Source organism: Streptomyces roseolilacinus, from assembly GCF_014649335.1.
Lineage (GTDB): Bacteria > Actinomycetota > Actinomycetes > Streptomycetales > Streptomycetaceae > Streptomyces > Streptomyces roseolilacinus.
Genome location: NZ_BMSV01000020.1, coordinates 1 through 14,250, shown reverse-complemented (window position 1 = coordinate 14,250; position 14,250 = coordinate 1). Strand labels below are relative to the sequence as shown.

Sequence of the window (14,250 nt, the reverse complement as noted above, 5' to 3'; positions counted from 1 at the left end):
GACTTTGCGTCATGAAACGAGGAAACCGTCTGTCGGTGGCCATCGGTTCCGCTTTCCTGGTCACTGCTGCCCTCGCCACTCCCGCGGCCTTCGCGGACGGCACCGCGTCCGTCGACTCGGGCCGGTCCGCCTTCCGGGCCCAGGCGGTGGCGGCGGGTCTGACGGCGGCGGAGGCGACGGCGCTGCAGAAGGCGGTCGACGCGGCCCTGGCCCAGGACGGCGGCAAGCAGACCGCCGCCAACGAGATCCGGTACGCGGACGGCCGGCTGCTGCTGCCTCTGCCGGGTGAGAAGTACGCACGCGAGCTGGACAAGAGCGGCAAGAAGGCGGCCAAGGCCCACACCTGCACCTACAAGGCCCTGTGCGGCTACTCGGGAAGGGGATACACCGGCGCGGAGCGTGAGTGGTTCTCGTGCGTCTTCCACAAGAAGCCGAGCAGCTGGAAGAGCGGAGGCTCCTGGTACAACAACCAGAAGCGCGGCCGCGTGGGCGACTGGTACAGCCCCACGAAGAAGTGGCTGGGCTCCACGAAGCCGGCCCCCTGGGGCACCACGCACGGCCAGTGGCGCGGGGTCGGGTACGTGAAGCCCTGCTGACCCGGCCGCTTCCCGGCTGAGGTCGAATCCACGTACCGGGCCGGCACGCGGGAGTGCCTTCCGCGCGGGGACGCTGACACGTACCGAACGGTGTGTCCGTCCCAGGCGGAAGGCACTTCCCGTGTGCGGTGCGCCCGGCCGGGCGTCCGCGCCGAGGGCGTGAGGAGGGTCCGGGCGCAGTCCGCGGGGTTCCTGTTCGTCGCCGGTCCGGACGCGGCCGGGGCCGGTGGGCGCGCGGGGGTCAGATCCAGGAGGGAGGTGGAGGGAGGTCACCGGGGGCGGCCTGGAGGGGGCGTCCTTGGCGCGGCCTGTCAGCCAGGCCGGCAGGGCGGCTTGGGGGCCGCTGACCGTGGGACCCGCGTCCGGGGTCAGGGTGTGGGTGAGGTCCGTGTCCGTGGCCTTGATGGTCATGGGTGGTACGTCGGTTCGGCGACGCAGGGCGGCCACGATGTCGTCGATGATCCGGCGCACCGTGTCCGGCGGGATGTCCTCGAAGGTGTAGCCGGCTGCCAAGTCCGCGTGGTGGACCTCCAGTTCCCGGATGCGGATGAGGATCAGGTCGGCCGGGGTGCGCAGTTCGCCCGTGCGCATACGGACCTCCGCCTGCCAGGCCGTTGGCGGCAGGGCCCGTATCTCGCGGTCGAAGCGGGCCGCCGTGTCGAGGACGTCCGCCACCAGCTCCTCCACCGGGCGGTCCGCGCCTGCCTCGATCTCCGCCGCCCGCACCTCCGCGCTCGCGTACTGCGGCGTCTCCACCCCGTACGGACCGAGCGGAGCAGGCGGCACAGGCTGTCGGTGGCGCGGGCGACATGGGTGACGACATGCCCGCGCGTCCACGGCGGGACCAGCGACGGCTGCCGCGTCTCCGGCCGGTCGGCGACCGGACCGTGGCGGCGAAGCGGTTCGTCGCCTCCGCCATCCGCGTCAGGGCCTCCGGATCGCGCACTTCCGCCTCCTCCCCCGAATCGGTCGATTGTGGAAGTTGGTCTCCGTATCACGGTATCCGACGGATGTTCGGGGCGATGACCCGACCTCGGCCGTCGGAGCCCCCCGAGCCCCTCCACCACCCGAGAGGCTGTCCGGCATGGAGTCCGGTGACTGAGCCTTTTCCAATCTGCCCGTGAAGTCGGGCAGTTGGGCTGACAACGTGGCGAAGCCCCTGGTAGATGGGTTTTCGACCAAGAGAACCGTCTCCACCAGAGGCTTCACGTGCTTGTCTACCCATCGGGCGTCGACGTGTCCAGCTCCGCCCTCCGCTTCCTCACGCAGCAGCTGCGGCGCCACCGCCGCACGACCGGCTCCCGGTGGCGGCGCCTGACCGCCGGCCGCCAGGCCTTGCTCACCCTCGCCCATCTGCGGATGGGCCACACCTATGCCCAGCTCGCTGCCGGATTCGGCATCGGCACCACGACGGCCTACCGCTACGTCACCGAAGCAGTCGAGCTCCTGGCCGCTCTCGCCCCCGGCCTGACCGACGCGGTGCGGACCGCGTCGGCGAAGGCGTACCTGATCCTGGACGGCACCCTCCTGCCCATCGACCGCATCGCCGCGGACCGGCCGTTCTACTCCGGCAAGCACAAGAGGCACGGCATGAACGTGCAGGTCATCGCCGACCCCTTCGGCCGGCTGCTGTGGGCCTCACCGGCCCTGCCCGGCGCCGTCCACGCCGTCCGCGCGGCCCGCGAACACGGCATCGTCGACGCCCTGGCCGAGGCCGGCATCCCGTGCTGGGCCGACAAGGGGTACCGAGGCGCCGGCAGCACCGTCCGCATCCCGTGCCGGGGACGATGGGAGACCCTCTCCGCAGGCCGGCAGGCGGTCAACCGGTCCCACGCGAAGATCCGAGCCCTCGTCGAGCAGGCTGTCGCCACCCTCGAGTCCTGGCAACTCCTTCGCAAACTGCGGTGCTCGACCACCCGGATCACCAGCCTCGTCCACAGGCCGTCCTCACCCTGCTTCTGACCCGCTCAGGGTGAGGATGAAAAAGGCTCAGTGTGTCAAGCCGTCGTTGGCAAGGTGGGCGAGCTCAAAGTAAACCTCAGGGTGACCGTTGTGCCCTTTTCTGTCGGATTGACTGCTGCGTGAAGGTGCTCATTCCTGGCATCAGGTGAAGGGTTGGGGCACAGTTGATGCGTCGGAGTCGTGCACCAGTTCAGCAAGCTGGATAAGGAAGCCGTACGTTGCTATGCGCCCTCGGAGGCGAAGGAAGTACGACCGGTCGGAGCACTTGAAGATTCCTCGGCGGCGTACCTTCCGGATGCTGTGCTCATAGGTGTTCACCGTTTGTATGAGGGCCGCCGTTGCCTCTTCCGGACTGCCCTCCAATTCCACGACCGTGCGCGCGTCACGACTCGCCTCGGCAACGCCGTCAACAGGGACGGCCAGCACGATCCATCGGGACATCCTGGGATCAGTTCCTTCCCCCTTGGCACCGCCCGCACGGTGCTTACGGGAACAGTGTTACAGGCGAACAGCACCATGCCCTCCGCAGCCCTGAAACGAGGCGCGAAGCTACGTCGACATGGCTGGTACAACAGGGGTGAACAACCGCTTGTCACGCAGCATCGCCAGAGCACGTCGACCCTTCTGCGCGCGAGTGCAAGCAGGGCTTGGGTGTGGAGCAGACCCTCGGCTCGCTTCTTGAGGTAGTAGTCCCTGGAGGGGCTGGGGCTCATTATCGCGGACTGTGCGGACAGTTAGAGAACGTGCTGTAGGCGCCGGTGTTAGCGCTTGGGTCGGTGGTAGTTACCGGTGTGGCGGCAGGAGTCTTTGGAAACCGGGGCCAGGCCAGCGTGGGAAGCGAGTCGGCCTGCGTCCTTGTAGCTGGTCAGGCGCCGACGATGGCGACGAACTCAGCGCCCAGGATCGGGCCCATGCCGGGCAGTGATTCGATGGTTTCGGCGCGTTCGTCGGTGCGGAAGGTCTCGCGGATTTCCCGATCGTTGTTCCTGATCCGTTCATCCAGGAACAGCAGCTGATGGACGAGGTCGCAGACCAACTTTGCGGCCCGCTTCTCGCCCGGCAGGGAAGTGAACTGGGACTGTGCGGCCTCTCGACGGCCTTGGCGGCGATGTCGCCGGGTCCCGCACCGCGTTCTGCAACTGCACGAGGGCGTGCTGCCACTCGTAGATGTCCTCCGGCAGCCGCGGCTTCGCCGGGCCGCGGCGCACCGTCGTGCGCGTCACCGTCTCGGTCCGCTCGACGACTGCGCGCACGGGCTCGGCCGTCTGCCCGCCCTGGTCGACCGGCCGGGCCGCGCGCCGCTGTGCCGTGCGTACCTCCGAGGCCCGCTTGCGGTGCGAGTCACGGCAGTCCTCCGGCGGCCGACCGGCATCCGCATACACGATCCGCTCACCGCACCAGGCGCACGTCGTCTTCAACCGCTCGCTCACGAAAACCCTCTCGCGCACGCGAGGACGTCGCCGTCGTGCTCTTGGTCCTCGGTGTCGGGGCCGGGCTGCTGCTCAAGATTCGTCACGGACGAAACCGTAGGCGAACAGAGTGCCAGAGGTGCGCCGCGTTTTCGCGGCCACGGACCGGGGGCGCCCAGGCCACCGGCTGTCCTGTCTGGTTGGAGGGTGCGACAGCCTGCGGCGGTGACCATGGATTCGCAGGAATTCATTGGCATCCGGAGGTGGACTCCGCGCAGATTGTCCTTGCGAATCCGACGGGAGGATGGGGGAGCGGCATGTCCCGAGGGCCGTGGACCGGCAATGACTCCGGCCACAACGATCTGGTTCACGAGCGCTGGCTGCGGCTGGTTAACCGGTCTACCGCAACGCCCGGCTATCGGGATGCGTGGTATGACGCACAGTGCGGCGGCTGTGAGTTCTGGGTGGCGTTGAGCGGGAAGCTGGGGCGGGACTGGGGAGCTTGCACTCAGGCCGGCTCGGGTTTCGACGGGCGGGTGCGATTCGAGCACGATGGTTGCGAGCACTTCACCACTCGGGCTGACGGCTCCTTCGGCTGAACCTCCTTCGCAAGCTTCCACCGGACCGCGCAAGATCCCTCGCAACCTGGATCCCGGACTTCGCGCGGTTCACCGCCACAGGGCACCGGCCGGGGGACACAGCGGGGGCGTACAGGCGACCGCAGACAGGCGCAGCGAGTCAGTACTCCAGCAGCGCTTCGTGTCCTGAGCTGCCGGTTGTCGTTGCCCTGGCATGGAGGGGATGACTGAAGTCGCTGGTTGGGAAGCAGAGTTGGAGTCGGTGTTCGCTCGGGTGGCGGGCCGGTTCGCTCGGGCGGATCTGCGGTGGCGGATGCGGTGCGGGACTACGTGCGCGGTCTGCTGGGCCAAGCGGCACGGAAGAACGGTTGGCAGCTCGCGGAATGGGCAGGTCACCGCACTCCGGACGGCTTCCAGCGGCTGTTGAACAGCAACCGCTGGGACGCGGACGCCGTGCGGGACGATGTCCGCGCTTACGTGGCCGAACGCCTCGGGCCCGGTGGTGTGCTGATCATCGACGACACCGGGTTCGTCAAGAAGGGCACCACCTCGGCCGGGGTCGGCCGGCAGTACACCGGCACCTCGGGAAAGATCGACAACTGCCAGATCGGCGTGTTCGCCGCCTACGCCGCCGGCTCGGGCCGGGCCCTGGTCGACCGGGAGCTCTACCTGCTCAAAGCCTGGACCCCGATCGTGACCGCTGCCGGGCGGCGAAGATCCCCGATGAACGCGACTTCGCGACCAAGGGAGAGCTGGCCCGGAACATCGCCCGCCGCTGCCTGGCCACTGGCCTGCCCGCCAAGTGGGTCACCGCGGACGAGGCCTACGGGCAGGACTGGCACTTCCGCCGCCTGCTCGAACAGCTAGACATCGGCTATGTGGTGGCGGTGCCCAGACCCAGCAGATCAAGTCCCTGGCCGGCATCTGGCGCGTCGACCAGCTCATCGACGAGGCACCCGGTGATGCCTGGCAGTGGCTGTCCTGCGGTGACGGGGCCAAGGGCTCGCGGATCTACGACCGGGCAGCGGCCAAGCTGCCCGCCCACCTCATCTTCGACCTCGATCCGCCCACCCATCACCGCTGGGTGATGGCTCGCCGCAGCCTGTCCGATCCCGGCGGACTCGCCTCCTATCTGACCTACGCCCCAGTCGGCATCAAGATCGCCGAACTGGCCCGCATCGCCGGCTCCCGCTGGGCGATCGAGGAGTGCTTCCAGGCCGCGAAGAACGAATGCGGCCTGGACGAGTACGAGGTCCGCCGCTACACCGGCTGGTACCGGCACATCACTCTGGCCATGCTCGCCCACGCGGTCCTGGCCGCACTCGCCGCCCAAGCCCAGAGCGACACCGCAAAGGGGGCTGCGGAAACGGATCGGCCCTCGTCCCGCTCACCGCGGCAGGGATCAGGCGGCTCCTGGACGCTCTGCCCCCCCGCGAGCCGGCCGCGACCCCGTCACCCACACACTGAAATGGTCGGCCTGGCGAAGACAACGCCAGGCCGTCGCCCGCCACTGCCACTATCGAAAGCGCAGCTCAGGACGCGAAACGCTGCTGGAGTACTAAGCTGTGGCCGTTGCTGAGACCCCCTTCCACAAGGCGTTCAGGCGGTGCGTGCATGGCGACGAGCGGTTTCGCTTACCTGGTGGTCTTGATGTGACTGGCGTGCAGAAGCAGAAGGCAAGGACGACTGCATGATGACGACACACGATTTCATCGGCCGCACCGTGACGCACGCGCTCGTCCCCGGTGTGGCCGAATCGGTGCTTGTCCTGGTGGAAGGTGTCGCCGGCACCGGGAAGAGCCATCTGCTGAAAAAGCTGAACGCTTCGTGTGAAGCCGCAGCGGCCAATCGTGTGCTGTGGTGGCTGTGCGGAACAGCGGAAACACAGCCGCAGGAGCAATCACAGGAGGGGCCTCTGCTGCTCCTGGTCGACGATGCGCATCGGGCTACCGAGGAAGAGCGGCAACGCCTGCGCCGCGTACTGGAAAGACCGTGGCCTGGTCTGGCGGCTGTGGTGACCTACCGACCGGAGGAACTTGCCTTTCCGGCTCTGCCTCTGGGCGCACCGGCGGTGATGTACCCGCCCGGCCTGACCGTGCTGAGGCATCGCCTGCAGGTCTGGGGTGAGGAACGCATCCGCAGGGTCGCGGCAAAGACGCTGGAAGGCCGCTGCGCAGCAGATGCGGTGGGCAGACTTCACGAGCGGTCTGGCGGAGTTCCCCAAGTGGTTGTCGATCTGCTGTCGGCGATGAAGCGGCAAGGTGAGCCTGCCTACACGGCCGAGGATGTCGACGCGGTGGGAGTGCCGGTCCGGCTTACTGAACTGGTCCTGGGCCGGGTGGCTGCCATGCCTCTCGCCCATCAGCCGGTCGCGTGGGCGGCCGCAGTCCTCGATGAGCCTGCCAGCCAGAACGAACTGGTCACCGCCGCAGGCCTTGAGGCGACGCAGGGCCATGACGCCTTGCTTGCAGCCTTGGCAACCGGAGTGCTGGTGGAGCTGGACGCGGACCGGTACGGGTTCTCCGTCCCTCTCGCCGCGCTGGCTGTTCGTACCTGCATTCCGGGGCCGGTCCGGCGAACTCTGCACGAACGAGCCGCGGAGGTCCTGACTCGCAGGCAGCCTCCTTCGTGGGCTGCTGTAGCGGCTCACCGTAAAGCGGCCGGCGGAGGCCGTGGCTGGCTGCGGTCCGTGGAGAAGGCGGCCCGTGCGGCAGTGGAAGCAGGCCGCCATCAGCAGGCGATCGTTCTGCTGGAGCAGACCCTGGCCTCACCTCTGGTCCCACCACGAGCTCGTGCCCGGTTGGCACCGCTACTGGCACGCAGCGCTGTGACCGGACTGCGTTCGGACCAGACCGTCGCGGTTCTGGCACAGATCGTGCGGGATACGACCCTGCCCGTGGCCCTGCGCGGCGAGCTGCGTCTCGATCTGGGGCTGATGCTGTGCAACCAACTGGGCAGGTTCGCTAGCGGATGGCATGAACTCGAAGTTGCTGCGGCCGAACTCGACGGAGTCCGGCCCGATCTTGCGGGACGAGCGATGGCGGCACTAGCCATGCCGTACTGGCCGGGCCCCTCGCTCGAGGTTCACCGGCAGTGGCTGCAGAAAGCCCTGTCAGTCGCGAACGCCAGTGGGGATCAAACCCTCCATGCCGCAGTCCTGGCAAACCATGTCTGGTTCACCATAAGCTGCGGCGATCACCACGCGTGGAAGTTGCTGGACGCACTGCTCACCGACAGTACTGATCCCGCGTGCGTGCGGCATGTTGCACGCGGTCTGTGCAATGCAGCAGACGCCGCTGCCTGGCTGGGTTCCTACGAACGGGCAGAAGACTTCCTGGACCAGGGCCTCAAGTTGTCCGCGCAAAGCGGCGCGCCCTACACCGAGCACACCGCACTGGGGACACAACTGCTGCTGAAGTGGTGGACCGGGCAGTGGGCCGGCCTGGCCGACCAATGTGAAAAGTTCATCACCGCGACCGCCGACATGCCCGTCATCGCCTTCGACGCCCGCGTAGTACGAAGCCTTATCTCCTTCACTCAAGGGGACTGGGGAGCCACACTGTCCTGGTTGTCCGAGAGCAGTGAAATCCCCTGGCAGAACATGCCCACCCCGCTGGCCGCGACAGTCTCCGGCGCCCTGATCCGTCTTGCCCTGGCACGCCAGGACCTTCCCACCGCCGCGGAACAGGCCCGCAGGGCATGGGCCAACGCAACGGTCAAGGGAGTATGGGCATGGGTAGCTGAACTCGCTCCCTGGGCCGTGGAAGCGACCGCACGTACAGGCGACACGGACACCGCTCAGGCCATGATCCGCGACTTCGCCCTTGGCATCTCAGAACAGGATGCCCCCGCCGCAAAAGCCGCACTCATCTGGAGCGAGGCCGTACTGACCGAAGTGAAAGCGCAGGGCAAGAAGCAACAAGGCGACGAGCTGATCCAGGCGGCAAAGCTCTATCGGGAAGCCTCAATTGCCTACGGCACGCTGCCTCGGCCCTACGTCCAGGCCCTGCTCGTGGAAAGCGCGGCACGCTGCACGCTCGAAGCGCACGGGCCAAGCGTACCCACAACGTCCAGGGGACCAACCGGCATGACTGCAGCCTCCGGAAGGAAGACCACGGGTGTCGAAGCGGACCAGGCTGCTGCAGCCCGTGCAATCAGCGAGCTGGAAACCTGCACCGAGCAGTTCGCAGAACTGGGCGCGACATGGGATGCCGCTCGCGCCCGGGCTCTGCTGCGCACCTGGCAGCCGGCGAAAAGAGGGCGGCCCCCAGGTCGGGCCTCGCAGACCGAGCGGCTCACCTCCAGAGAGATGGAGGTGAGCCAGCTTGCGGCAAATGGACTGACAAATCGAGAGATCGCCTCAACTCTCCATATCTCCCCCCGGACAGTGGAGCAGCACATCGCTCGTGCCATACGCAAGATCGGCGCACTCTCCCGGAAAGACCTCCAGCGCCTCCGGCCGTGACAAGCCCTGCAAGGCGCTGCGCCCATCCTGCAGATCGATCGTGAGCCGTTTTCATCCTGTCTCTGTGGAGTGAAACGGCAGGTCAGCAGGGGGCGCGACGAAACGAGGCTCTTGGTCGTTGCGGTGGTGTTCTCTGCGCACCACGCATCGTCCGAGGAGCCTCGCTTGGTCCCGTATCATGCCATCGTCGAGGTCGCGCATGAGCTGGTCGAGCATGTTTCCTGGCCCATCTACGCACGAGGGCGTGAATGTCGCTCGCGGTGGCGGAAGCCGAGCTGCTTCCGGCAGGTCCTGCTCGTGCTGGTGCAGTTGCGCAAGAGCGAGACGCTGCCCAGCTTGGCAGCCGGCTTCAGCGTCTCGGCCTCGACGGTCTGGCGCTACGTCGACGCCGCCCTGACCGGCCTGGGTAAAGTTGACGGCATCCTGATCCCCATCGACCAGATCGCCGCTGTACTGCTCGATGAAGCGCCACAAGCACGGCATGAATGTGCAAGTCACCGTCCACCTGACGGCACACCGCCGTGGTTCTCCCGCGCAACATTGGGCCGCACCCACAATCTGGCCGTGTCCCGGGCCTACGGCATCCTCCAAGCCTGTCTCATCAGAGAGATCCTCGTTCTCGTGGACCGTGCCTACCAGGGCGCCGGCATCACCGTCCGCAACCCCTACAAGAACCACCGCGAACAGCCCGAGGATTACCAGCAGTTCAACCGCGACCATGCACGGCTGAGAGCTCCCGGCGAACGAGCCTTCGCGCAGCTGAAGCCCTCGCGGATCCTTCACCGGGCCAGGTGCTGCACCCGCCGCACCGGCATCATTGTCCAAGCCGTTCACACACCCCTGACCTGCAGCTATGCAGGATGAAAACGGCTCAGTACGGTGCAGAAGTCCGCAAGCACACCGAGAAGCAAAACCGGGCATTCTGATAAATATCGCCCGATTTTGCACCCTTTGTTCGCGTGTAGCTCATGCCCAAGTGATCGAAAGACCGCAGGTTCCGGTCCTGAGGGAGCCATAAGGGTATGGCCGGGTGCCGGCCCGTATGACAAAGCCGCGAGACGGCGGTACCCGGGCCGCGGCGTTCTGCCCGGATGAACAGGGTGCGAACGGCTTTACAGCTCGATGCCTGCCGCATACCTACTTGCGTCACTAGCCGCATGGCAGGGCGCCGCAGGCAGCCCGCCTTCCAGCCGTCTTCGCCATCGGTCTGTCCTGCCCGACACCTCCCGGCCCCGACCAGACGGCGGAAGCCCAGTACCTTCCCCATCTCCCGGTGAACCTTTGTGCCCGGCCACAGCAGGATCAGCGTCACTCCTTCCGCAGGCATCGGAATTGTTCTGCGTATAGGTAAAACAGGCTCCCTTATGGAACGGGCACTGCAGCGCGCTTAATGTTCCGGCCAAGCGTGAGACGCCTTGACGTAAAACGCTCGCCATCCCCATCCGGGAGAAGCCCGTCCCCCCTCACATGGAGCCTCCGTGCGTAAAAAGCTGCTGCACATAGCCGCCGGTGTCGCGGCGACCGCTGTCGGCGCGATGCTGGCCACCCCCAGCGCCCTTGCCGCCACGTCGCCCGAGCCCGCCCCCTCCGCCGGCCGTGTCATCGCCGCCGCCGAGCCTGTACCGGACCGCTACATCGTGGTCCTCAAGGACACCGGACTGACGAAGACCGCCGTCAACGAGCACTCCAAGGAGCTGACCAGCAAGCACGGCGGTCAGGTGCGCTTCACCTACGGGACCGTGCTGAAGGGCTACGCGGCGGCGATGAGCGCCGAGGACGCCCACCAGACGGCCGCCGACCCCCGTGTCGCCTACGTCCAGCAGGACGGCATCTCCCACAGCTCCGGCACCCAGACCGACCCGCCCTGGGGCCTCGACCGCGTCGACCAGCGCAGCAACACCCTCGACCGGAGCTACACCTACCCCAACACGGCCTCCAACGTCACCACGTACATCGTGGACACCGGCATCCGCATCGGGCACGCGCAGTTCGAAGGCCGCGCCTCGATCGGCGCCAATTTCGCCTCCGACTCCTACAGTCAGACCTGCATGAGCCACGGCACCCACGTGGCCGGCACGGTGGCGGGCAAGGACTACGGCGTCGCCAAGAAGGCCAAGATCGTCTCGGTACGAGTCCTGAACTGCGACGACCGGGCCGCCGACTCCGACATCATCAGCGCAGCCAACTGGATCACCGAGCAGGCCGCCAACGACCCCAACCGGCGAGCCGTGGTCAACATGAGCATCAACAGCCCCACCGGCAGCATCAACACCGCTCAGGACCAGGCCGTCAAGAACTCCATCGCCAAGGGCGTCACCTGGGTCGTCTCCTCCGGCAACAAAAACAGCGACGCATGCCGGAACTCGCCGGGCAACATCAAGGAAGCCATCGTGGTGAACAACGCCACCAAGAGCGACCAGCGGCGTTCCGACTCCAACTACGGCACCTGCACCGACCTGTTCGCCCCCGGCACCGACATCCTCTCCGCCGCCCCCGGCAGCGACAACGCCACCACCACCATGAGCGGCACCTCCATGGCCGCCCCCCACGTCGCCGGCGCGGCCGCCCTTTACCTGTCCGCCAACCCCACCGCCACCCCGGCCCAGGTCCAGACAGCCATCGTCAACAACGCCACCTCCAACGTCATCGGCGACACGCAGGGATCACCCAACAAGCTCCTGTACATCGGCGGCGACACCACCACCCCGCCTCCCGCGGGACCGCGCTTCGAGAACACCAACGACTACACCGTCTCGGACAACGCCACCGTCACCTCCCCGATCGCGGTGACCGGCGTCAGCGGCAACGCCCCCTCCGGCCTGTCCGTCACGGTCGACATCCGCCACACCTTCCGCGGCGACCTGAAGGTCGAACTGGTCGCCCCCGACGGCTCCGCATACCTGCTGAAGGACTACAACACCAACGACAGCGCCGACCACGTCCAGGCCACCTACACCGTCAACGCCTCCGGCGAGGTGGCCAACGGCACCTGGAAGCTGCGCGTCACCGACAACTGGACCAACGACACCGGCTACATCAACGCCTGGTCGCTCCAGTTCTGACCGCTTCGCCCTGCGACAACCACTGCTGAACGGGTCACGAGCCGTGGCGAGAACACTCGCCACGGCTCACACATGTCCCCGTACAGCCGGTCTTCGACCTCAAGTCACCAACCCAACCATGTGATGAGGGCACCGTGCGTTCGTAGCGGCGCTAGAACTGGGCGACGCCGCCAGACGACAGTCCGCTCAGTGCTTCAGCGCTGCCGACAGGACCTGGGCAAGGTCATGATGCCGCAGTGAGAAGAGCGAGCCGTCATTGATCGTTGCCGCAGATGAATCCCGGTTGCATATTTGGCCGCTTGTGTTCTTGAGCCTCGTCCTTCATCACGCGCCAGCGTGATGAAGGACGAGGAAAGCTCGGACGATCGTTGTGATGCGGTTGGTGCTGCAGCGCAGCTTCCGCAGGAGACGCCGGCCCTTCAGGGTGACCATGGTCTGTTTGCCGAGGCAGCGGGTCTTGGCGTGCGTGCTGTTGTGCCGCCGCTGCCACGGCTCGAGGCGGCGGCCGCGGAAGGGGACCGGGGTGGAGCCGCCGGCGCCTTGATACGCCGCGTCGGCCCAGCACCTGAGGTCAGCCTTGGCGAGCGCTTCGACGATGCCATGGGTGCGGGAGGTGATCAGGTCGTGAGTGGAGCCGGACGGCGCGGACGAGGCCCACAGCAGCTGACCACCGACAAGGGCGATGAGGACTTGGACGCTCACGCCATGACGTTTGTGTTTTCCGGAGCAGTACGGGGTGTCGGCAGCGATCCGGTCGATGCGGGTCCCGAGCCACGCCCCGTTGAAGATACGGCTCTCGGTGGCCAAGAAGACCTCATCCTCGATCCGGCAGCCGGTCAGGTAGGAGGTGGGACCCACCAGGACCTGCCACCCCAGGACCAGCGGGTCTCGCCGAGTGCCGCGCAGGAGCGCGTTCTCCATGACGATGCAGCCTTCGCCCAGCTCCACCGGCCCGCCTTCGACGGTAAGCACCGCGCCGAACAGCACCCGGCACCCGGCCCCCACGCGCACGTCCCCGCACAGCGCGGCGCTCGGAGCAACATAGGCCGTGGGGTGCACGGAGGGCGAACGACCCTCATGAGCCATAAGCATGGCCACGATCAGCCGTCCTTTCGTATCGAACGCCTGTTGGTGTCTGCGACGTACGGTCACGAGTGCCGGGCACTGGTCAACACGTCGACCAGCTGGGCGAACTCGGCACGCTGCCGGGCGCTCAGCGCAACGTAGAGCGGCGCCTGCAGCTCGTTGGTGAGCCGCTCGGCGCGCTGCCATCGGGGGATCAGGGCCGTGGCGGCGGGACCCGGCTCGCGCCAGCCGTAGTGGGCCGCCTGCTCGACGCCGAGATGCACGACCATCGCCTCCCGGGCGCTCAGCCCGGACAGGCGTACCGCCGCGAGATGACAGGCACCGCGGTGTTCCCGCAGGACGTGGACGCGTTGCGTCGCCGCACCGACCGGGTCGTCGACGGGCACGGGCTGCGCGCGCCAGCCGGCGAACAGGGGCAGCAAGACGGCGTCGACGGTGTCGATCAACTGCTGTGCCAGGAGGTTGAAGCGCTCCACATCGGCGTCGCAACGGATCCGACAAGCGTCCCTTCGACCTGCGCGAACTGGCCACGCACCACATCGCCGTGCCACCGCCGACCTCCGATTGCGAACAGGTCATTCTGCACGCCTGCCAACAGGCCGGCTTTACCCCCACAACGCGCTACATCACCGCCGACATCACCGTCCAGCTCGCCCTCGCCCGGTCCGGCTTCGCCACCGCGCTCGTCCCCCAGACGGCCATCGATCCAGCCACACCAGGAATCAGCGCGGCCCCCATCAAGGACCACCCGGATCCAGCGCCTCCTGTTCACCGCGACCCGTCACACCGAAACGGCCAACCCGACGACCGCGGCCGCCATCGCGGCACTCCGTACAGCAGCGCGGCAGGAGCACACCACGTACCCCCCGCCAGCCTGAAAGCAGGACCGAGAACAGCGGGCGAATAGGACCAGGACGCCCGCCCCATCGCGTCCCTGGCAACCGTCCCGATGACCACGGCGCCAGCGAGCGCGGTGTCCGCGACGGTGCCGGCCTCGTGCAGTGACACAGAGCAGCCGCGAAATCGGTGATGCTCAGCACTCGATGATGTTGACCGCCAGCCCGCCGCGTGCGGTCTCCTTGTACTTCACGG

Annotated in this window: 8 protein-coding genes and 7 pseudogenes; 8 read left to right on the top strand and 7 right to left on the bottom strand. The window is 67.2% G+C overall.

All coding sequences use genetic code 11. From position 1 onward, the window contains the following. Positions 1 to 11: 11 nt before the first annotated feature. Entirely contained in the window at positions 12 to 596 is a 585-nt protein-coding gene (locus tag IE106_RS30570) for a hypothetical protein (RefSeq protein ID WP_229840899.1), read from the top strand. Positions 597 to 902: 306 nt separating this feature from the next. Here the strand turns inward: IE106_RS30570 and IE106_RS31070 are convergent. Then, positions 903 to 1,352: pseudogene (locus tag IE106_RS31070) on the bottom strand (maleylpyruvate isomerase family mycothiol-dependent enzyme); the annotation flags it as partial. 20 nt (positions 1,353 to 1,372) lie between these two features. Then, a pseudogene (locus IE106_RS31065) lies at positions 1,373 to 1,594 on the bottom strand (hypothetical protein); the annotation flags it as partial. Positions 1,595 to 1,805: 211 nt separating this feature from the next. On the opposite strand from IE106_RS31065, the pseudogene IE106_RS29240 reads away from it, so the two are divergent. Further along, positions 1,806 to 2,572, top strand: a pseudogene (locus IE106_RS29240) (transposase family protein). A 127-nt stretch (positions 2,573 to 2,699) separates the two neighbouring features. Here the strand turns inward: IE106_RS29240 and IE106_RS29235 are convergent. Continuing rightward, positions 2,700 to 2,999 (bottom strand): hypothetical protein, encoded by a 300-nt coding sequence (locus IE106_RS29235; protein WP_189538258.1) that lies wholly within the window; start codon positions 2,997 to 2,999, stop codon positions 2,700 to 2,702. Between the two features lie 108 nt (positions 3,000 to 3,107). Then, positions 3,108 to 3,648 (bottom strand): annotated as a pseudogene (locus IE106_RS29230) (transposase); the annotation flags it as partial. Between IE106_RS29230 and IE106_RS30885 the strand changes: the two are divergent. Together IE106_RS30885 and IE106_RS31060 are read left to right on the top strand one after the other, a co-directional pair. Further along, positions 3,574 to 4,566 carry a DUF3027 domain-containing protein gene (locus IE106_RS30885; RefSeq protein WP_308427911.1) on the top strand — a complete coding sequence of 331 codons (993 nt, stop codon included), beginning with the start codon at positions 3,574 to 3,576 and terminating at the stop codon, positions 4,564 to 4,566. The pseudogene IE106_RS29230 and the gene IE106_RS30885 overlap by 75 nt on opposite strands. 285 nt (positions 4,567 to 4,851) lie before the next feature. After that, positions 4,852 to 5,393 (top strand): annotated as a pseudogene (locus IE106_RS31060) (IS701 family transposase); the annotation flags it as partial. 26 nt (positions 5,394 to 5,419) lie between these two features. Here the strand turns inward: IE106_RS31060 and IE106_RS31055 are convergent. Continuing rightward, complete coding sequence (locus tag IE106_RS31055; protein WP_373296004.1) at positions 5,420 to 5,851, bottom strand: hypothetical protein; 432 nt, start codon at positions 5,849 to 5,851, stop codon at positions 5,420 to 5,422. 384 nt (positions 5,852 to 6,235) lie between these two features. Between IE106_RS31055 and IE106_RS29215 the strand changes: the two genes are divergently transcribed. The 3 genes and pseudogenes from IE106_RS29215 (at position 6,236) to IE106_RS29205 (ending at position 12,072) form a co-directional block, all read left to right on the top strand. Continuing rightward, on the top strand, positions 6,236 to 9,010 hold the full coding sequence (locus IE106_RS29215; RefSeq protein ID WP_189538257.1) for a helix-turn-helix transcriptional regulator: 2,775 nt from the start codon (positions 6,236 to 6,238) through the stop codon (positions 9,008 to 9,010). Positions 9,011 to 9,133: 123 nt separating this feature from the next. Further along, positions 9,134 to 9,874: pseudogene (locus tag IE106_RS29210) on the top strand (transposase family protein). A gap of 671 nt (positions 9,875 to 10,545) precedes the next feature. Beyond that, the gene (locus tag IE106_RS29205; protein WP_189538281.1) at positions 10,546 to 12,072 is read left to right on the top strand and encodes a S8 family peptidase; all 1,527 of its coding nucleotides are present in this window, start codon (positions 10,546 to 10,548) and stop codon (positions 12,070 to 12,072) included. Positions 12,073 to 12,396: 324 nt separating this feature from the next. Here the strand turns inward: IE106_RS29205 and IE106_RS29200 are convergent. Both IE106_RS29200 and IE106_RS29195 read right to left on the bottom strand, forming a co-directional pair. Then, positions 12,397 to 12,831, bottom strand: a pseudogene (locus IE106_RS29200) (transposase family protein); the annotation flags it as partial. Positions 12,832 to 13,220: 389 nt separating this feature from the next. Then, entirely contained in the window at positions 13,221 to 13,634 is a 414-nt protein-coding gene (locus tag IE106_RS29195) for a helix-turn-helix domain-containing protein (RefSeq protein ID WP_189538256.1), read from the bottom strand. A 68-nt stretch (positions 13,635 to 13,702) separates the two neighbouring features. Here IE106_RS29195 and IE106_RS31050 point away from each other — a divergent pair, with 68 nt between their 5' ends. Beyond that, a complete protein-coding gene (locus tag IE106_RS31050) occupies positions 13,703 to 14,065 on the top strand; it encodes a LysR substrate-binding domain-containing protein (protein WP_373296003.1) in 363 nt (120 codons plus the stop codon). Positions 14,066 to 14,250 lie beyond the last annotated feature (185 nt).

Excerpts from the sequence above, each read along its gene's own strand:
- IE106_RS29235 (WP_189538258.1), bottom strand. The coding sequence starts at position 2,999 with ATGTCCCGATGGATCGTGCTGGCCGTCCCTGTTGACGGCGTTGCCGAG.
- IE106_RS29205 (WP_189538281.1), top strand. The coding sequence starts at position 10,546 with ATGCTGGCCACCCCCAGCGCCCTTGCCGCCACGTCGCCCGAGCCCGCC.
- IE106_RS30570 (WP_229840899.1), top strand. The coding sequence starts at position 12 with ATGAAACGAGGAAACCGTCTGTCGGTGGCCATCGGTTCCGCTTTCCTG.
- IE106_RS30885 (WP_308427911.1), top strand. The coding sequence starts at position 3,574 with ATGGACGAGGTCGCAGACCAACTTTGCGGCCCGCTTCTCGCCCGGCAG.
- IE106_RS29215 (WP_189538257.1), top strand. The coding sequence starts at position 6,236 with ATGATGACGACACACGATTTCATCGGCCGCACCGTGACGCACGCGCTC.